Source organism: Curtobacterium sp. MCPF17_003 (assembly GCF_003224385.1).
In the GTDB taxonomy this organism is placed as follows: domain Bacteria; phylum Actinomycetota; class Actinomycetes; order Actinomycetales; family Microbacteriaceae; genus Curtobacterium; species Curtobacterium flaccumfaciens.
Genome location: NZ_QKLC01000006.1, coordinates 143,229 through 161,701 on the forward strand (window position 1 = coordinate 143,229; position 18,473 = coordinate 161,701).

At 66.6% G+C, this 18,473-nt stretch carries 22 protein-coding genes; 9 read left to right on the top strand and 13 right to left on the bottom strand.

Going from position 1 to position 18,473, the window contains the following annotated elements:
- The first annotated feature begins 318 nt into the window (after positions 1-318).
- Complete coding sequence (locus DEJ30_RS08300) at positions 319-3,234, top strand: RHS repeat domain-containing protein (protein ID WP_146238527.1); 2,916 nt, start codon at positions 319-321, stop codon at positions 3,232-3,234.
- 178 nt (positions 3,235-3,412) lie between these two features.
- Positions 3,413-3,640: a hypothetical protein gene (locus DEJ30_RS17800; RefSeq protein WP_146238528.1), complete on the top strand. Its 228-nt coding sequence runs from the start codon at positions 3,413-3,415 to the stop codon at positions 3,638-3,640.
- On the opposite strand, the gene DEJ30_RS08305 is transcribed toward DEJ30_RS17800, so the two are convergent.
- The 7 genes from DEJ30_RS08305 to DEJ30_RS08335 all read right to left on the bottom strand — a co-directional run bounded on the left by DEJ30_RS08305 (position 3,603) and on the right by DEJ30_RS08335 (position 9,028).
- The gene (locus tag DEJ30_RS08305) at positions 3,603-3,842 is read right to left on the bottom strand and encodes an aldo/keto reductase (RefSeq protein WP_110860332.1); all 240 of its coding nucleotides are present in this window, start codon (positions 3,840-3,842) and stop codon (positions 3,603-3,605) included. The genes DEJ30_RS17800 and DEJ30_RS08305 overlap by 38 nt on opposite strands.
- A gap of 105 nt (positions 3,843-3,947) precedes the next feature.
- Positions 3,948-4,700: an SDR family oxidoreductase gene (locus tag DEJ30_RS08310; protein ID WP_110860487.1), complete on the bottom strand. Its 753-nt coding sequence runs from the start codon at positions 4,698-4,700 to the stop codon at positions 3,948-3,950.
- 11 nt (positions 4,701-4,711) lie between these two features.
- Positions 4,712-5,257, bottom strand: a complete 546-nt coding sequence (locus DEJ30_RS08315; RefSeq protein ID WP_220032937.1) for a flavodoxin — start codon at positions 5,255-5,257, stop codon at positions 4,712-4,714.
- A 230-nt stretch (positions 5,258-5,487) separates the two neighbouring features.
- A complete protein-coding gene (locus DEJ30_RS08320; RefSeq protein WP_110860334.1) occupies positions 5,488-6,216 on the bottom strand; it encodes an SDR family oxidoreductase in 729 nt (242 codons plus the stop codon).
- Between the two features lie 40 nt (positions 6,217-6,256).
- Complete coding sequence (locus tag DEJ30_RS08325) at positions 6,257-6,658, bottom strand: nuclear transport factor 2 family protein (RefSeq protein ID WP_220032938.1); 402 nt, start codon at positions 6,656-6,658, stop codon at positions 6,257-6,259.
- Between the two features lie 82 nt (positions 6,659-6,740).
- The gene (locus DEJ30_RS08330; RefSeq protein ID WP_110860336.1) at positions 6,741-7,589 is read right to left on the bottom strand and encodes an aldo/keto reductase; all 849 of its coding nucleotides are present in this window, start codon (positions 7,587-7,589) and stop codon (positions 6,741-6,743) included.
- 23 nt (positions 7,590-7,612) lie between these two features.
- Positions 7,613-9,028, bottom strand: a complete 1,416-nt coding sequence (locus DEJ30_RS08335; protein ID WP_110860338.1) for an MFS transporter — start codon at positions 9,026-9,028, stop codon at positions 7,613-7,615.
- A 101-nt stretch (positions 9,029-9,129) separates the two neighbouring features.
- On the opposite strand from DEJ30_RS08335, the gene DEJ30_RS08340 reads away from it, so the two are divergent.
- From DEJ30_RS08340 to DEJ30_RS18120, 4 genes are all read left to right on the top strand, one after another.
- Positions 9,130-10,014: a helix-turn-helix transcriptional regulator gene (locus DEJ30_RS08340; protein ID WP_110860492.1), complete on the top strand. Its 885-nt coding sequence runs from the start codon at positions 9,130-9,132 to the stop codon at positions 10,012-10,014.
- A gap of 98 nt (positions 10,015-10,112) precedes the next feature.
- Positions 10,113-10,418, top strand: a complete 306-nt coding sequence (locus DEJ30_RS08345; RefSeq protein WP_309146761.1) for a cupin domain-containing protein — start codon at positions 10,113-10,115, stop codon at positions 10,416-10,418.
- 64 nt (positions 10,419-10,482) lie between these two features.
- On the top strand, positions 10,483-10,797 hold the full coding sequence (locus DEJ30_RS08350; protein WP_110860342.1) for a carboxymuconolactone decarboxylase family protein: 315 nt from the start codon (positions 10,483-10,485) through the stop codon (positions 10,795-10,797).
- Positions 10,798-11,078: 281 nt separating this feature from the next.
- Positions 11,079-11,252 carry a hypothetical protein gene (locus tag DEJ30_RS18120; RefSeq protein ID WP_181420052.1) on the top strand — a complete coding sequence of 58 codons (174 nt, stop codon included), beginning with the start codon at positions 11,079-11,081 and terminating at the stop codon, positions 11,250-11,252.
- Between the two features lie 44 nt (positions 11,253-11,296).
- Here DEJ30_RS18120 and DEJ30_RS08355 read toward each other — a convergent pair whose 3' ends face one another.
- The 3 genes from DEJ30_RS08355 to DEJ30_RS08365 all read right to left on the bottom strand — a co-directional run bounded on the left by DEJ30_RS08355 (position 11,297) and on the right by DEJ30_RS08365 (position 13,658).
- Positions 11,297-12,235, bottom strand: a complete 939-nt coding sequence (locus DEJ30_RS08355) for an ATP-dependent DNA ligase (protein WP_110860494.1) — start codon at positions 12,233-12,235, stop codon at positions 11,297-11,299.
- Positions 12,236-12,297: 62 nt separating this feature from the next.
- Complete coding sequence (locus tag DEJ30_RS08360; RefSeq protein ID WP_110860344.1) at positions 12,298-12,519, bottom strand: DUF2188 domain-containing protein; 222 nt, start codon at positions 12,517-12,519, stop codon at positions 12,298-12,300.
- A 239-nt stretch (positions 12,520-12,758) separates the two neighbouring features.
- On the bottom strand, positions 12,759-13,658 hold the full coding sequence (locus tag DEJ30_RS08365; RefSeq protein ID WP_181420053.1) for an NAD(P)-dependent oxidoreductase: 900 nt from the start codon (positions 13,656-13,658) through the stop codon (positions 12,759-12,761).
- A 189-nt stretch (positions 13,659-13,847) separates the two neighbouring features.
- Here DEJ30_RS08365 and DEJ30_RS08370 point away from each other — a divergent pair, with 189 nt between their 5' ends.
- Together DEJ30_RS08370 and DEJ30_RS08380 are read left to right on the top strand one after the other, a co-directional pair.
- Positions 13,848-14,942 (top strand): acyl-CoA desaturase, encoded by a 1,095-nt coding sequence (locus DEJ30_RS08370; protein WP_110860348.1) that lies wholly within the window; start codon positions 13,848-13,850, stop codon positions 14,940-14,942.
- A gap of 454 nt (positions 14,943-15,396) precedes the next feature.
- Positions 15,397-15,963 carry a MarR family winged helix-turn-helix transcriptional regulator gene (locus DEJ30_RS08380; protein ID WP_220032939.1) on the top strand — a complete coding sequence of 189 codons (567 nt, stop codon included), beginning with the start codon at positions 15,397-15,399 and terminating at the stop codon, positions 15,961-15,963.
- 84 nt (positions 15,964-16,047) lie between these two features.
- Here DEJ30_RS08380 and DEJ30_RS08385 read toward each other — a convergent pair whose 3' ends face one another.
- A complete protein-coding gene (locus DEJ30_RS08385; RefSeq protein WP_110860354.1) occupies positions 16,048-16,371 on the bottom strand; it encodes a hypothetical protein in 324 nt (107 codons plus the stop codon).
- Positions 16,372-16,823: 452 nt separating this feature from the next.
- Complete coding sequence (locus tag DEJ30_RS08395; protein ID WP_146238529.1) at positions 16,824-17,771, bottom strand: AraC family transcriptional regulator; 948 nt, start codon at positions 17,769-17,771, stop codon at positions 16,824-16,826.
- Positions 17,772-17,959: 188 nt separating this feature from the next.
- Here DEJ30_RS08395 and DEJ30_RS18125 point away from each other — a divergent pair, with 188 nt between their 5' ends.
- A complete protein-coding gene (locus tag DEJ30_RS18125; RefSeq protein ID WP_181420054.1) occupies positions 17,960-18,115 on the top strand; it encodes a hypothetical protein in 156 nt (51 codons plus the stop codon).
- Between the two features lie 59 nt (positions 18,116-18,174).
- On the opposite strand, the gene DEJ30_RS08400 is transcribed toward DEJ30_RS18125, so the two are convergent.
- Positions 18,175-18,363, bottom strand: a complete 189-nt coding sequence (locus DEJ30_RS08400; RefSeq protein WP_110860361.1) for a hypothetical protein — start codon at positions 18,361-18,363, stop codon at positions 18,175-18,177.
- Between the last annotated feature and the right edge of the window lie 110 nt (positions 18,364-18,473).

Consider the following 18,473-nt stretch of genomic DNA (forward strand, 5'->3'; position numbering starts at 1 on the left):
AGCTCGAGCGTGTCACCGGGGCGCCGCGCTGTGTCTCACTGAGGGTCCGATTGCCGCATACATCGCCGGACGGGTCTGTTGAGGCACCGAGATCCCCGGATCCTTGCGGGCTCCCAAAAATGGCCGCACGTGTGCGGTAGGCGATCGGCTACCGAGGCAGGGTTGCAAGCGCTTAGGCGACTGCAATGACGGCGAGGCGATCCCTACCCCCGTTTGCGGGGGTGTGGTGGTGAGGGATGCTCCGTAGCGTGCTCCCTGGTTGCACAGCGTCGACATGGGGCCGGCTTAGCTGACAGGCAGCCTCTGAGGGGTTTGCGCGTGTTCGCAACATCGCCGCCCGGTGCGACGCAGAACACTGTCATTGGTGCTGCGTACAACTCGCGGGCGGGCAACGTGGCGAACAGCAACACGATGGACGCGAACCGGTGGCAGTACGCCCTCGCCGGCGCGGGGGACCTCTCGGCGAACGCCGCCGGCGTGGTCTACACCGACGCCGCCGGTACGGCATGGCAGTTCACGTCGACGGGAACAGCGGGCGTGTTCACGAGCCCGGCAGGTCTGCAGCAGACCCTGTCGCGGGTGAACACGTCGGGCACGAGCTACGAGTATCAGCTGAAGGGTTGGACGACGAACCAGGTCGTCCACTTCAACCTCGCCGGGCAGCCGACCTCGGTCGTGGACCGCAACGGGAACCAGATCAGCTTCAACGCCCCCGACGGGTACACCCTCACAACGCTGGTCTCGACTGCGGGTGTGGCGGGTGCGAAGACGGCGAACTCCTCGTACGCGAACAGCACGCAGACGTTCTCGCAGACCAGCGGCTCGAGCACGCGTTCGGTGTCGTGGGCGAAGAACAGCAACGGTGACATCACGACCTACACCGACGCGACGGGCAAGCACACCACGTTCGGGTACACCAATGGGGACCTGACCTCCATCACCGCTCCGAACGGTGCCGTGACCGTCGTCACGTACGACTCGTCCGACCGGGTGACGGCAGTGGAGCAGCGGAACACCACGGCGGGCTCCGCGGGTACCGCGGTGACCCGGTTCTCCTACGCCAGCGCCACGACGACGCAGGTCGCCGACCCGCGGTCTGACCAGTCGCAGTCGGTCGCCGCGGCGGCGCACACGACGTACACGCTCGACGGCAACGACCTCGTCCTGAACGCCGTGGACGCGGCAGGCCGGCAACGGTCTCGGACCTACAACCCCGCGAACAACGGCGTCGCCACCGCAACCGTCGGAACGGGATCCACGCCAACGTCCACGGCGACGTACGGGGCGAACAACAGTCAATCCGTGACGAAGGTCGCCTCGGCCGGCGGCGCATCGCAGTCCCTCGGCTATCAGGCGTCGCCGGCGGCGACGGCATACCTGCCGCAGACTGGCACCGATGACGCCGGCAATGCGGTGCAGCTCGGCTATGACGGCGTCGGGAACCAGACCAGCAGCAGCATCGGGTCCGGGACCACGGCGGCGACTTCGACGCTGACGTACACCGCCGGGCAGGTCGCGACCGCAACCGCACCCGGCAACGGCACGAACAAGACGACGTATAACTACACGAACAAGCAGCTCACCAGCATCACCCCGGTCAGCATCACCCCGACCACCGGATCCGCCGCGCTCGGAGCCCGCGCGTACACGTACGACGCGTTCGGCCGCATCGCGTCCGCATCCGACGGCGCCGGCCGGACCACGTCGTACACGTACGACGGTGACGACCGGGTCCTGACCACGTCATTCTCGGACAACACCCCGACGGTGACGAACACGTACGACACTGCCGGGCGCCTGCTCACCCAGGCCTCCGGGTCCGAGACGGTGACGAACACGTACGACCAGCTCGGGCACCTGCTCACCACGTCCAACACGGCCAGCCCTGCCGCGCTCAGCACGATCACCTACGGCTACGACAAGTCGGGCAACCAGACCTCGTACACGGACCAGGACGGCACCGTCACCTCCGCCTACGACGCGTCCGGGGTCCTCACCGCAACCACGACACCAGCGGCCAACAACACCACCGAGACGATCCACTTCGTCACCGACCCCAACGGTCGCCGCACCGACACCTACGTCGACGCGAACGCCGACAACAGCACCTGGGCCAGCCACACCCACACCGACTACGACGCCAGCGGACGGATCCAGGAGCTGCAGGGCTGGGTCGGCCCGTCATCGACGAACAACCAGCGGATCTACGACCTGTACTACTGCTACAACGCCAGCAGCACCACGCCGAACTGCGGCACCACGACCACGAACGACCGGTCCAAGATCCAGTGGGTGACCGACTACCAGTCCGGGCAGAGCACCGCGTACACGTACGACGGCCGCGGCCGGATCACGAAGACCGTTACCACCGGCAGCGGCACCGCGACTCCCGGAACGTGGGAGTTCGGCTACGACATCCGCGGCAACCGGACGTCGGCGAAGTTCACCACCCCGGGCGGTTCCGTCACGACGAACCAGACGCTGACCTACAACGCAGCGAACCAGATCACCAGCCCCGGATTCTCCTACGACGGCGCCGGAAACCTCACCGCGGTGCCGGAGTACACCTTCACGTACAACGGTGCGGAACAGATGATCTCCGCCGTGCACAACGGGTCCCAGACCACCACGTACACGTACGCCGGCGCTGACCAGAAGTCGTTGCTGTCCCTCTCCACCGCAGGTGGTGCCACCACCACCTATCAGTACGGTCGCACAGACCAGTTCGGCAACCCGACGCTGACCAGCTCCACGCGCAACGGGAACCGGGCGAACATCATCAACGACGCGAAAACTGGCCAAGCCCTTGCCCTGGCCACGCCCTCAGGGGTGCTCGGCCAGTACGCCTACGACGGCTCGGGAAACCCGTTCGGACTCCTGACCGACTCTCCTGCCGCCTTCAGCAAGAACGTCGACCCGTACGGCACCGAAACCGTCACCTACGACGGCGGTGGCGATGGCCTGGCCTCCAACCCGTTCGGATTCAAGGCAGGTATCGATGACACGGCCACCGGCTTAGTCAAATTCGGACAACGGTGGTACGACCCCTACATCGGATCGTGGACGCAGCAGGACACCCTTGACAGCCCCCTCGACCCGTCCAACGGCAACGGTATGCATACGCCGCCGGCGATCCGATCAACGCCTTCGATCCTTCCGGGCTGGGAGCAGCAGAGGTCATCGCCCGAGTCATCAAAGCCGTCGCCGCGGGGAAGAGTGTTTACTCAGCACTGAGCGGCGGCGACATCGCTAGCCTTGCCACGGGCGTAGCCGTAGACGCGCTCTGCAACGCAGCAGTGGCGACTCCGACAGCCGGCCTCGGGCTCGTCGTCTCAGTAGGGTTCTGTGCTCTAGTGAGCGAGGTGATCAGCGAGGCCGTCGGCAATGCGGTAGGCGCTTAGGGAGAGAATTGATGTCCAGATCCGAAGAAGCTGCACGACGAATCCTTCGACTGCAAGCGGCCGTTGGAGTCGTCCTATGCCCGGTCGTCGGAATCGGCCTCATCATCTTCGGCATCGCTCGCGCATCGTCGGGCACCGGTAACCCCGGTTCGATACTTGGCATCACGCTGATCGTCGGCATCGTGCTGATCTTCGGCACCTTCATCTGCTTGCGGCGCTACCGACAACTCGGAAAGTGAGTAGGACCGCCCCCCAATGGAAGACGTTCGCGGTGTCCCAGAAGGTGATGCCGTGATCGAGCGCCTGACGGAAGTACGGCAACGCGTCATCCTGCGGGAGTGTCCACTGTTGGAAGCCGCTGGCGGGGTCGCCGAAGCTCATGCAGCCGAGCGCGATGCGGCTGACCTTCAGTCCGGAGTTACCGAGACGGGTGTACTGCATGGTTGTTGCCTTCCCTGTCTGTGACGGTGGTGGGGTCACCCCGTCGGATTGCGTGCCGCCGCATCGTTCGATGCGAGCTGCGCCGGTGTTCGTGGAGCGGGTCGGTCAGCGGCGGATGTGTGCGAGGTCGTCGCGGATGTGCTGCGGTTCCTGATCGACGGGCATGTTCGGCCGGTCCCCGTAGCCGTCTAGTGCGCCGGCGTCGTCGGGCATCAGCGTTTCGAACACTCCGGTGAGGCTTTTCTGCTCGTCCCCGCGGTCGGCGACGAGCACGAAGGTCTTGTTCACGGCCAGCGGTTCGGTGAGGGCACTGACGAGGACGCGAGCGAGCTCGTGTCGGGCGATGACGCCGTCGGCCGGGGTGCCGGTGAGGTGGTCGTCCGCCTGACGCATCACGATGCGCAGCTGGTCGTCGTCGTTGTAGTCGAACCAGCCGGGGCGCACGACGGTGTACTCGTTGCCGCTGGCGCGGACGAGGCGTTCGCCGCGGCGCTTCCATTCGGAGCTGTCCTGCCGGACGGTGACGCCGAGGGTGGTCATCAGCGCGATCCGGACCGGCCGGCCGCCGAGGGCGGTGAGGACGTTGCGGACCGCGCCGTAGTTGACGGCTTCGCCGTGGCTGTTGTCGCCGTGGGTGAAGATCACGGCGTCGATGTCAGCGACCGCGTCGGCGAGGGTGGACGCGTCGGTGAGGTCACCGATGACGATTTCGGCACCGCGGTCGAGCCCGGCGGCGCGATAGCGGCTGCGGGCGAGCGCTCGGGTGCGATGTCCGGCGCGGACGGAGGCGGCGACGACGTGGCGGGCGACGCTGCCGGTGGCTCCGACGATCAGGACGGTGAGGGACTGGTTGGTCATGGTGCTGCCTTTCATGCCAGGCCGGCAGCTTGCAGCCACCGGTCGACGTCGTTGCCGGTGCCGGCGTCGCGGACGTCTTCACCGCGGACGGCGAGCCCCGCTCCGAGGCGGGCGCCGGTGTTGAGGTCGCGGTAGAAGGATCGGGTGTTGCCGAGGCCGCTGACGGCGTAGGTGACGAACGGGCGAAGGTCCTTCCCGGTCAGGTCGACCGCTTCCGCGAAGGTGGCCATGATCATCGGAGGTTGCACGTTCCAGATGGGGCTGCCGAGCAGCACGGTGTCGTAGTCGGCGAGGTCCGGGAGAGTGTTCGCGATCTCGGGGCGTGCGTCCCGGTTCTGTTCGTCGGCGTTCCGCCGCACGGTGGGGTCGTAGCGGTCGGAGTAAGGGTCGGCCGCTTCGATCCGGAACACGTCACAGTCGATGCGGTCCTGGATGAGGCCAGCGAGGACTTCGGTGTTGCCGGTTTCGAGGGTGCGCCGGCCACCGTTCCAGAAGTTCTCGCCAGGACGGGAGAAGTACGCCAGCAGAACGCGGGTGTTCGCGTCGGTGGGGGTCATGCTGCTCCTCGTGGAGGTCGGCCGGTCGGCAGTGGGGCTTCCCGCGCACGCCGAGAGTGCAGCCACGGCAGCGGCAGCGCTCACCGCGCCGGCGGTGCGGAGGAGCGTGCGGCGATCGAACCGTGCGCGGTCCGTGGAGCGAGTCATCGTGCCTCCCATGCAGGTTCTCGGGGATGGGTGGTCGGCGCCGGGCCGCGCCGTTACGGAACGGGGGACCCGGCGCCGGTGGGTCAGCCCTGCTGGCCGGCGGGGCGGAGGAGGACTTCGTGGATGGCGAGGTGCCGGGGGCGGCTGATGACGAAGCCGATGACCTCAGCGATGTCGCCGGCGGTGACCTCGACCTGGCTGTACGCCTGAGTGACGCCTTCCTTGGTGGCGGCGTGAGTGATGTGGTTCGGCAGCTCCGTCGCGACAGCGCCAGGCTCGATCAGCGTGACGCGGACGTCGGGGAGGAGCTCCTGACGCATCGATTCGGACCAGCCGTTGATGCCCCACTTCGTCGCTGCGTAGACACCGTTGCCAGCGCGGGCGGTGCGGCCAGCGACGGAGGAGATGTTGATCAGGTCCCCGCCGCCGTTCTTCAGCTGCTCGAGGAACACCTCCGTGGTGGTAATCGCACCGAGGAGGTTCACCTCGATCATGTTGCGGTAGTCGGCGCTCTGCTCGGAGGTGAACGGACCGAGGAGCATGATGCCGGCGTTGTTGACGAGGACGTCGACGCGGCCGAGTTCGGTCTGCACGCGCTCCGCGGCGGCGACGATGCTGTCGCGGTCGGTGACGTCGGCCTCGATCGCGATGGCTCCGTTACCGAGCTCGTCGGCGAGAGCGGTGATGCGGTCGATGCGGCGAGCCAGGAGGACGACGGTGTGGCCGCTCGCGGCGAGGACGCGGGCGGTGGCTTCGCCGATACCGGAGGACGCGCCGGTGATGACGGCGACGGGGTTCTGGGTGTCAGTCATGCGTGGTTCCAATCGGGAGATCGGTCCTGGCGTGTCTGCGTCAGGAGGGGGTGTTCGGGGTGAGGAGCCGTGTGAAGGAGAGGTTCACGAGCGTCCACGTGTCGGTATTGACGTCGTCCCGGGTGTAGACCTCGGTGACGACGAACGGGTTGGTGACCTCGTTGCCATCGACGACGGCGGTGAGGGTGATCCGGTTCAGCACGATGGCGGTGTGTCCGAAGATCCGGGCGGAGGCGTCGTGCGTTTCGACGTGCCGGGTTTGGATGTAGCCGGTGCGGATGACGTCGAGCTCTTCTGCCGTGGTGAACGTGGCGCCCATGTGCACGAATCGTGCGTCCGGGTCGAGGAGCTGCTCGAGTGCGTCGGTGTCGCGGTGCTGCATCCACGCCCACTTCTGCTGCGACAGCTCGAGGAGGGCGGTTGTTGTCGTCTCGTCGGTCACGGTGCGGCTTTCTGACGGGAGGGGAGCGGAAGGGTGCGAGGGCGGCGAACCGGGTGGTCCGCCGCCCTCGCGGTGGTGGGTGTCAGCCGAGGCGGCGGGCGGAGAGCCAGCGGACCATGTCGGGGTCGGCGTGGTCGAAGAACTGCGACTCGCCGGTGTGGAGACCCTCGATCTGGCCCATCTCGTCGGCGGTGAGCTCGAAGTCGAACACGTCGATGTTCTGCGCCATCCGGTCCGGGTTCACCGACTTCGGGATCACGACGACCTCGCGCTGCACCATCCAGCGCAGCACGACCTGCGCCACGGACTTGCCGTGCGCCTGACCGATCTTCGTCAGGACGTCGTTGGTGAAGATGCCGTTCTTACCCTCGGCGAAGGGACCCCACGACTCGATCTGGACGCCCTCGCCCTTCATCAGCTCCTGGTAGTCCACGTTCTGACGGAACGGGTGCGTCTCGATCTGGTTCACGGCCGGGACGATGTCGTTGTTGATGATCAGGTCGAGGAGCTGGTCGGGTGCGAAGTTCGACACACCGATCGCGCGGGCCTTGCCGGCCTTGTTCGCCTGCTCCATCGCACGCCACTGGCCGTAGTAGTCGCCGAACGGCTGGTGGATCAGGTACAGGTCGACGTAGTCCAGGCCGAGCTTCTGCAGCGACGCGTCGAGCGCACGGGTGGTGTTCTGCTCGGCGGGGGCGTCCTGGATCCACAGCTTGGTGGTGACGAACAACTCCTCGCGGGCGATACCGGATGCCTTCAGCGCGGCGCCGGCGGCTTCCTCGTTCTCGTAGGCGGCGGCGGTGTCGATGGAGCGGTACCCGGCGGCGAGGGCAGCCTCGACGGCCTCCTGGGTCTTGTCGCCTTCGACCTGGAAGACGCCGAAGCCGAGGATCGGCATCTCGACGCCGTTGTTCAGGGTTACGTTCTGCATGAGGGTGTTCCTTTCGATGATGGTCAGTGCTGGGCCCGGCGGGCAGCCAGGTCCGCGGGAAGGATGAAAATCAGGGCCGTGACGAGCGCGATCGCGATCATGACCGCGCCTCCGGTGTACGCGTCGGCGATGCGGCCGGCGAGGGTTAGGGTTCCGGCGCCGACGGCGGTGAGGACGGCGACGCCGAGGGTGCTGCCGAGCTGGTGGGCGGTGTTGACCAGCCCGGACGCGGCGCCGGCGTCTTCGGCGGGGGCTCCGGCGATGCCAGCTCCGGTGAGGGGACCGAAGCAGAGACCCTGACCGATGCCGAAGAGGGCGAGCGGTCCGGCGAAGCCGACGAGGTAGCTGGTGTCCGCGGTGATCTGGGTGAGCCAGATCAGACCAAGGAGGACGATCGCGATTCCGACGGCGACGAGGATTCCGTTGCCGAAGCGGCGCGTGAAGCGTGGCACGAACAGCGACACGGCGAACTGCAGCAGGCTCATCGGGAGGAACGCGACCCCAGCCTGCAGTGGGCTCCAGTGGTAGACGCCCTGCAGGAACTGCGTAGTGAAGAAGAAGAACGCGATGCCGGTCCCGGCGAAGAGGAGCCGTGCGACGGCGGCACCGGAACGTTCCCGGCTGCGGAACAGCCGCAGCGGCATGATCGGCTGCTGCGCCCGCCACTCGTTCAGCACGAACACGGTGAGGACGACAGCGCCGGCCACGAGCGGGATGAGCGTTCCGGGGACGGCCCACCCGTGGTCGCCGCCGTTCACGATGCCGTACACGAGCGCACCCATCCCGAGGGTGGAGGTGATCGCGCCAGCGACATCGAACCGGCCCCGCACGGTCGCGAGGTTCGGGAGGAAGCGGACCGCGAGGACAATCATGACGATCGCGATCGGCACGTTGATGAAGAACCCGGCCCGCCACGACACCAGGTCCGCCAACGCACCGCCGACGACGAGCCCAAGACTCGCCCCAATCCCGGCAGTGGTGCCGTACGCAGCGACCGCACGGGTCCGCTCACGGCCAGCGGGGAATGTGGCGGTGATCAGCGACAGCGACGACGGGGCGACGATCGCCGCGCCGATGCCCTGGAACGCGCGAGCGGCGATGATCCAGGTCTCCGACTGCGCCGTCCCGACCAGCAGTGAGGCGAGTCCGAACAGGGCGAGGCCGACGATGAACACCCGGCGTCGACCGAGGAGGTCTCCGGCGCGAGCGCCGAGCAGCAGCAGACCGCCGAACACGAGCGTGTACGCGTTCTGCACCAACGACAACGCGGCAGGGGAGAGGTCCATGCTGCGCTGGATCTGCGGCAGTCCGGTGAAGATGATCGAGTTGTCCAGCACGATCATGAAGTAACTGACGAGCACGATGCCCAGCACCGCGGTCGGGTGGGCGCCGCCCGATGCCCGGCCGGTGGTCGGCTGCGTGTCCGTGTTCGTCGTCATGGCTCAAGTTCACTGCCTTTGTGTTCCGTGTGGCAGTGACGGGTTTTCCATGTACTGACAGTCAGTCGTTCGCCGAGCTGCAACGTCGTAGCGTCGTGGGCATGAATAACCAGGCCGAAGTCAGCGAGTTCCTGACGACCCGCCGTGCTCGCCTCTCCCCGGAGCAGGCCGGCATCATCGGCGGCGCACGCCGTCGTGTGCCGGGGCTGCGCCGTGAAGAGGTCGCGATGCTCGCCGGGATGAGCAGTGACTACTACGCCAAGATGGAACGCGGCAACCTCGCCGGTGTCTCCCCGGAAGTCCTCGACGCCCTCGCGATCGCACTCAAGCTCGACGAAGCTGAGACCGATCACCTGCACGATCTCGCACGCGCTGCCGGCCCCGCACCGATGCGCCGGCGTGCCCGCGCCGTTGCCTCGACTGTGCGGCCGAGCCTGCAGCGCTTCCTCGACACCAACACGGGCACCCCAACGTTCATCCAGAACCGGCAGCGGGACCTGGTCGCAGCGAACGCGCTCGGTGAGGCGCTGCTCTCACCGATGCTCGAGGACCCCGCGAACCAGCGCAACAACGCCCGCTTCACGTTCCTCAGCCCCGCGTCACGGCTGTTCTACCCGGACTGGGACGCCGGCGCAGACAGCCTGGTCGCATCAATGCGGGACGCCGCCGGGAAGAACCCCCACGACAAGGACCTCACCGACTTAATCGGTGAGCTCGTCACCCGCAGCGACGCGTTCCGCGCTCGCTGGGCGGCGCACGATGTGCGCTTCCACCGGGCCGGAGCGAAGCGCATCCATCACCCCGAGGTTGGCGACTTGGAGTTCGAGTTCGAAGGGATGGAACTGCCCGGAACACCGGACTGGACCCTCTACGCCTACACATCACCGGCGGGCTCACCGACAGAAGAACGCGTCGCGCTGCTCGGGAGCCTCGCCGCGACCCGTCACACCGCCACCGCTGACGTCACCGACGGAGCCGACTCGTGAACCGCTTACCGGCGGTTCCCACGGCCAAAGGACCCGCGGAACGTTTAACCGGTGACGTGTGGGTGGACGCGGTTGCCGCCCCGCCAGCACCGTCCCGGATGAGCGCAGGCATCGTCCGGTTCGCCCCTGGCGCTCGCACCGCCTGGCATGTGCACGCCCTCGGGCAGACACTGCACGTCACCGACGGTGTCGCGATCATCCGCAATCGATCCGGGGAAACCGTCGTCGCCCACTCGGGTGACACCATCCACACCCCGCCCGGAGAGTGGCACTGGCATGGAGCAACCAGCGATCGATTCATGACGCACCTCGCGCTCTCCGAAGCAGACCCCGAGAGCACCGAACCCAACGTCACGTGGGGCGAGCACGTCACCGACGACGAGTACACCGCAGCACAGAACTGATCAACACCCACCCCCCGAGAAGCAGCGAGTGATCGCCGACGGCGGCGTGACCAGGAGGACCACCATGACCGAGCAGAGCCCCGCCCAGAAGTCCATCGGCGACTTCGCCCCGAAACTCGTCGAACTCACCGACGGCGTCCTCTTCGGCGACGTATGGGAACGACCCGAGCTGTCCAAACGAGACCGCAGTCTCGTCGTCGTGACCAGCCTGATCACCTCGAGCAGCTTCGAGCAGCTCCCCAACCACATGCGTCTGGCACGGCAGAACGGCCTCACCGAAGCAGAGCTCAAGGAGGCGATCATCCATCTTGCCTTCTACGCAGGCTGGCCCAAGGCGATGTCAGCGATCCAGATCGCCAAGACCGTCTTCGCCGAGTAGCTCGGCGCGGCGCCGGTCCAGCGCTACAACAGCCCCCCGACAGGGCTGAGACCGTCTCGGTAACCGATCGGCTCACGGGCGTTCTCGCATGCGCAGACCAAACTTCCGGCAGGGGCGTGCCGAAAAGCCTTCGGACTGCACGACACGTGTCGGGCGGCCTGTTGCCCCACGACCTTCTCTGATCCAGGTCGTGGGGCAACTCTCTAAGTAGCACGCCGAGATCAGCGTCCGCGGGCAACCAACCCCTGGTGAGACGCTCGAGATGACGGTACGGTCAGCGCGTGCACCCGGCCGAACCGCACCACACCGAACCGGAGGAGCTGACTCCGGCCACCGCTTCAGCGTTCGACGGAGCAGTCCCGGGCGTGCTCGTCGCTCCTGGTGGCGAGTTCCTGCCGCAATCAGGCACGCCATCGACCGTGGTGCACGAGCACGAGCAGTCACCGGAGGACTGATCGCTGCTCGGCAGCCTCGCTACCGCACCGCTGAGTTTGCGGGGTTACTGCGCTAATCGATCGAGGAACGCCGGCAGTGTGACCTCGGCAGGGTCCAGTTCTGGCCTGACGCGCAGGAACCGGACTGCGTGGCGGAAGGAGTGCCCGGACCAGGCGACGTCAGCGCTGACTTCGACGACAACGGGTTTGATCAGCGTGAGGTCGATTTGGTCGCGGCTGCTGCTGTTGAAGCGGTCGAGCGCACCCGGTTTCACGTGCTCCGGCCAGGGATGCGGACCCGGCGGTGCCGTAACCATCCTTCCGAGGTCGCGTGCCGCTGTGGGTGCGAGGGGTGAGGATCGGCCGGCGATGCGGAGTTCCCCGTCGATTGGCAGTCCGACGACGACAGCCTCGGGCCGGGTCCGCGGGCCGATGACCGCTGCGCAGATCACGTCGATGGTGTCACGATGCTTGACCTTGACCCACTGCCGCTGACCGCCCTCGTACCGTTGACTGGCGCCCTTGACGACCAGCCCCTCGATGCCGACCGCGGTCAGGTCGTCGAACCATGCTCGCGCCTGGTCAGCGTTGTCCGTGACGGGAGAGAGGTTCAGTGGCGGCACCCAGTCCCGCGCGAGCTCCTCCAAGAGAGCGCGCCGGTCCTTCCATGGCAGCCGCATCGCATCGGTGCGCGCGACGGTCAGGATGTCGAACGCGGCGAACGATGCCGGACGCTCACGCACGACCGCGCCGAGCGCCGCCCCGCGGGACGCAAGCCGGTGCTGGAGTGCGTTGAAGTCGAGTCGGTCGTCGGTCCACACGACGGCTTCCCCGTCGACGAGGAACTCGTCCGGGACCTGCTCGGCCGCCGCGGCCGCGAGGTCCGGGAAAGTCGCGGCGAGGTCCTTGCCTTGCCTGGACCACAGTCGTACCGCGTCGTCGCGGCGGTCGATGACCATGCGGAAGCCGTCCCATTTCGGCTCGTACCGGGCACCACCTGGCATGCCTCGTGGGGGCGGGATCGTCGACACCGCCCGCGCGAGCGCGACGGCCGGCGCGTCCACGGTCAGCCGCGGACGTTGCGCGGGTCGTGCCCGTAGCTGTTGCGCTGCCCGATCCGGCCGTCCTCGTTGCGGATGATGTGCTCAACCTTGTCGGCAATCGCCCGTTCGCGGCCCGCGGCCTCGGCTTCACGCTTCGTGTCGGCCTCGCCGAACACCTCGTTGGTGCCCTCGATCTTGTTGTGCCACGAACCGTCCTGGTGGTACGTCTCTACGTCGCCTCGCATACCGCCACCGTAGGGACGTCCGTCTACCGGTCTCTCAGCGATCGGCCACGTCTCGGTGTGCGATCGCTAACGAGAAGCATGCGGCCCGTTCAGGAACGGGGAACAGATCGAGCGACCAGTCGCCCGTGGACCGTTTTATGCCAGGTGACGAAGACCACCGGCACGAACGTCAGCGCTGCAAGTCCGATTAGCGCTCGACATGATGTTTGAGTCATGTGCAGCGGCACCCGAACCCATGCTCAGCGGCGCAGCTTGCGGCCGGCGCGCTCCTCCAACAGTCGGACACCAAGGAGCTCACCTAGTGCGGGACCGTACTGGTCGAGCGCGGCGTGGTGGTGCCGCGCCGACGCGTTGAGCATCGACGCATTCACGCCGGCCACGTCTTGCAGTCTGCGGATTGTGTCCAGTTCTTCGACGACGCGATCGATGCCGAACGACGGCAGGTAGTCGCCATCGAGCAGCTGGTCCGCGTGCTCGTCGAGGAAGCGGCTCCCGCCCGCGCTCGCCTGCAAGAAACCGTGCAGGGCTTCGACATCCAGCCCGAGTCCCTGTCCGATGAGCAACGCTTCAGCAGCGGCGAGGGCGTTGGCGAACCACAGCCCGTTCGCAAGCAGCTTCACAATCTGACCGTCTTGGACCCGGTGGCCAATACGACGGACACCGCCCGTCGCAGCGAGGACATTTAGGATCGGGACCGCACGATCGACGGCATCGTTCGGTCCGCTGACGAAGAACGTCAGCTCGCTCGCCCTGGCCTCTGCGACGGAGCCGCCCATCGGCGCCGACACCGCCGCAACGCCGTGGCGTTCCGCCCGAGCGGCGAGCTCCCTGCTTGTCACAGGATCGCCGGAGGTCAGATCGATCCACAACGAGCTTGGCCGCAACTTCGAAAGCACGGCAGGCAGCGCCGCCCGAAGCTCCGCCGCTCCAGGCAGCACTGTCACGAGCACGTCAGAAGCGGCAGCAAGTGCCCCGCCGGAGTTGCACCAGCGTGCTGTTGGAACGTCGTCCGCTCGAGCCGGGTCAACGTCAAAGACGTTGACCGCGAACTGTTTGGCCAACACTGTTGCGATCGGACCGCCCATTCGTCCGACCCCCAGCACCCCGATGGTGGGGGAGGCTTCTCCCGAGGACGTCATGCGCGTCACCCTCTCACGGCGCAGCAGCACCGTGCTCTCGCCATGCATGTGTTGCTACGACATACCTCCACCGCGTGGCGGGCAACTTCAGGCAGGCCTCCACTCGGCGAACCTTCCTACTTTCCCACCCACCTGTGGTTACGTGCAGGTACGGCGTGCAGTGGGACGCCGTGGGAGGGACGCAAGACCATGACAGAGACGACGCCGATCGGGTTTACGCGCACCCGTCCCGCCCCTACCGGATCGCACAGCGGCACCTCGAGGTACTCGGGCCTGCTGAAGCAGGTCAAGGCCCGTGGCCTGCTGGAGCGCCGCACCGGCTACTACTGGATGGTGTTCGCCGTGCTGATCGTGACCCTCGGGCTTGCGTGGACGGCGTTCGTGTTCCTCGGCGCGTCGTGGTGGCAGCTCATCGTCGCTGGCGTGCTGGGCGTGCTGTTCACCCAGTTCGCGTTCCTGTCCCATGAGGCAGCCCACCGCCAGGTGTTCGCCTCGAACCGGTGGAACGACCGCACCGCCCAGTACGCCGGGACGTTTCTGGCGGGGGTGAGCTACTCGTGGTGGATGAACAAGCACACCCGGCACCATGGCAACCCGAACACGGTCGGGAAGGACCCGGACGTGTCCTTCGACGCTCTCTCGTTCCGGGAGGAGGACGCAGCGAATCGGCGCGGGTTCCTTCGCGTGCTGGTCCGGGTGCAGGGGTATGCGTTCTTCCCGCTGCTGCTGCTTGAAGGTGCGAACCTGCACTGGCAGTCCGCGAGGGTCCTCGGCAATGTGAAGGAGATCCGGGGACGCCGTATCGAGGCGGCACTGTTCCTGCTCCGCTTCGTCGTCTACCTCGGCGTGGTGTTCTGGTTCCTGCCCGTGGGGATGGCGTTCGCGTTCCTCGGCGTGCAGCTGGCGGTGTTCGGCCTGTACATGGGTGCGTCGTTCGCGCCGAACCACAAGGGCATGCCGATGATCCCCCACGACCAGAAAGTCGACTTCTTCAGCCGGCAAGTGCTGACGTCCCGCAACATCCGCGGCGGCTGGTTCATGGCCCACTTCATGGGCGGACTGAACTACCAAATCGAGCACCACCTGTTCCCGAACATGCCCCGGCCACACCTCGCTGCCGCTCGCCGGATGGTCCGGGACTACTGCGCGGAACACGACGTCCCGTACACGGAGACCACGCTGATCGACTCGTACCGGATCGTCGTGGCGTACCTCAACCGCGTCGGGCTCGCCGCACGGAACCCGTTCGAGTGCCCCCTCGTCGCGGAGCGACGCATCCGATAACGTTGCGCGCCACCGTCGGGGCCCCCTCAGGGATCCTCGTCCAGCCAGTTTGAACGCGTAGCCGCGCCGGGGACGGCTCCGTCGGGCTCATGCGTACGTATGGTTCACCGCGTAAAATGTCCCGGCCGCGAACGTTCACTTGCGTGAATTGTTTACTTCGTGAAACAGTCTTGGCACTCCCTCGGATGGGGGGTGGCCTTGATCAGGGTGGATCGCTGGACGAAAGGGACTTCTCGTGCGTAGCACCTATCAGAGCTTCCCCCAGAGCGGACGCATCACTGGAACCCACCAGCGGTTCGGTCTCACCGACCCCGCGATTGTTAGCGCGTACGTGAACAGTCGTGTCAATGACCCCTCGCTGCTGTCCGGTTCGACCGGGCCGTCCTACGCGGACTTCTTCGCTGAGCCGGCTCAGTAACGCTCGGTTCACCCCGCCCGAAGGGATCACTGACCTGTGCCATTGACCGTTGTCCGCCGCGAACACATGCACCTGTACACGCGAGAGCCGCGTTCGCGGTCGGCGAAGAACGCCACTGATGCGATCCTTCGATTGCAGCACGCGGAGGAGCAGCGGCTCGAGCAGGCGCGTATTGGCAGTGGGCTGTCGAAGAATGAGTTTCAGGCCGTCCGGTACATGTTGCAGGCGCACCGGGATGGTCGGGCGATGGGGCCGAAGGATCTCGCGGTGATGTTGAACGTGTCGAACGCTTCGGTGACGAAGATCGTCGACGGGCTCGTCTCCAAGGGTGACTTCACGCGTGCTCCGCACCCGACCGATCGTCGCGCGCAGGTGCTGGAGCCGACGGTGCAGGCGGCGAAGAAGATCGATGATGCCTACACGAGCTATCACCAGGTGGTCGTCGAGGTGATCGATCATCTGTCGCGTGAGGACAACGATGTGCTCACGCGGTGCCTGGGGCAGATCACCGACGCGCTCGTCGCTGCTGGCACGCCGGAGCCGGCGGATGAATACACGGTCATCGACGAGTCCGACGATCACGCCCCCGATTCGGCCAAGTAGCGGGCTCCGCGCGTCGCTGCCGTTTGGCAGGTGCGAGTGTGCTCGTGCTTCGCGTCTTATCCCGCCGCGAGGTGAGCGGCTGGGTTAGTCCGCGTCGGTGAGGTCTGGCCGGGTGTCGGCGTGGATCGGTTCGTTGTGGCCGAAGGTTTTGGCGGCAGCACGTAGTCGTGCGACGAACTTTCGGTCTTCGACTTCGAGTTCGTCCTCGTCGGCGTCCTCGATGACGATCTCGCTGGACGGGCCGATCAGGATCTTCGTGGTCGTCATCGTTCCGTCTTCTGCGACCGCGGGCACGTCGACGGTGTCGGCACGGTCACCGCCGGCGAGAGCGGCGGCGTACTCGATGACGGCATCGGCGACGTCGTCGCTGGTGAGGATCGTGCTGCTGTCGTAGTGGATGTGCTTCATCAGATGCTCCTTCCACTGACATGAAACCGATCCCAGCTGTATGCGGGTGCAGTGCTCCGCCGCGCAGCCAGCCTGTGGCGGGGCGGCTAAGCGGGGTGGGTGCGGGAGCGCAGCCAGCGGGCGCGGGCTTCGATCTGGCTCCGCGCGGGTTCCAAGGAGCTGTGCGTTCCCGTGACCGCGTTGTCAGCACTGTGGGCGGAGTATTGGTCCGATCGCGTGACGTCGCCGAGGAGGGTGCCGTCCGAGCGGGACGCCGACCAGAGGTCAGCCGTCACTGCGGTCCAGACAATGTCACTCGGCATGGAAAGTGGCAACAGCATGCAGGGCTCCCTGTCGGGGCGAGAACGGTGACCCCGAGATCAGGCATCGGCGTGATGCTCCGCCCGGCGGCTTGACGCGCTACAGTCCGGCCACGACCAGCTGAGTAGCGCTGCACGCCGGACGAATCCGGGTCACCAGCCGCGGGCGACCTGTTTGGTGCGGCGGGGGAGCTCGCCGAACTCGTCCCGGTACGAACCCGCGAACCGTCCGAGGTGCGCGAACCCCGCTCCACGCGCAATCTCCGCGATGGGCAGGTCGGATTCGGATTGCAGCTGCTCTCGCGCCAGGAGGAGTCGAATGCGTCGAAGGTAGGCCAACGGTGTGATGCCGTGATGCCGGCTGAAGGCAGCTTGGAGGCCACGGACGCTCAAGCCAGCAGCATCGGCGATGTCGGCGACGGTGATCTGCTCAGTCGCGTGCTCGAGCAGGAACGTCTCGGCCCGTGCAAACCGGGCACTCGCAGCGGTCTGTGGGCTGGATCGTCCGGCGGGCCAGTGCGGAATCGCCGTCAGCAGGCCGCCGGCAGCGAACCGGGTCAGCTCACGTTCCCGCTCCTCTGACACCTCTTCCGGTCCGGCGAGCACTTCCGCGGCGACCGCGCGGACCATCAACCAAAAGGCTGCCAGTGTCGGCCCCTCGGGAACGTGCCTCGGCTGGAACTCCAACGGTCCTGGCGCCCAATCTCCACGCTCAGCAGCGACCTGCTCGACGGTCGCCCGGTCGATGCGGATGACATCTTTCTGGAACGACTCGAACCGGACCGGTTGCGGCGCGTTCCGGAACAGCACGGGCCGGCCGATCGGGACGCGGTGCCCGTCAACGGTGCCCCGTCCGGACTTCAACCAGACCAGCACCATCGCACTGTCCGGCTCGATCGTGCCCCTGACCACGCCACTGCAGGCCGTCGACTCCAGCGACAACAACCGCGTTCCACGCACCCGCTCCTCGAACGCGAACGTCGCACCGCCCGGGTCCACGTCAACGCCGTGCGTCACATGCGTGCGCGCGATCGCATCCGCAGCGACAGCAGGGTCAGTGGTCTGGGCCACGCGTTGGGTGCGGCGCATCGGTTCGGTCACCCTCTGATGATGCGGCCAACTCGTCTTATCCACAATACGTAGGGCTGACTTCCGAAAACGGATATTCGCCTGTTGGCGCTCCGTGGGCGGCCCTTAGTGGTTCGGGGGATCGATAAGCGCGTTCCTGCCGTGTCGCTACCCTCAAACAGGGGGTACGGGAACCACGGGCAGTCATAGGGAGATCGGCCATGAGCACCTACACCAGCGACGACAACGTCGAAGCGGCACGCATCACCACCTTCAAGCGCGCGCGGAAGCAGTGGCGCCGCGAGGGTGTGGTCAATCTCTCCGGCAACGGCAGTGACTTCTTCCGCGATGATGCTCCGGAGCGTGTCAGCCGCTAGAAGACCGAACGCTTCGACAGGTCCGCCGAAGCGGTCCGCGATACCGGGCCCTCGAGGCATCAGATGAAGTGCTGATGTCGGTGCTCCGCGCCGGAGGGAGTGGTGACGGCGTAGTGCACCGTCAGGGGCTGCTGCCAGTCGCCGTAGTAGTCGCCCCACTCGTATAGGACGCTGTCGGGGATCACATCGGGTTCGGCGGCGAGTGCTCGTTCCGCGAGGGCGATGAGACGCTGCCGGTCGGTGTCCATGGTGTTCCCTCGTTCGCGATGCCTTGAGCGGAAGCGTGAGCAGCTGCCCCTGTGTCCCACTGATTGCAAGCGTTTCAGCACGGGACCCTCAGCCGCCTCCTGAAGTGTGA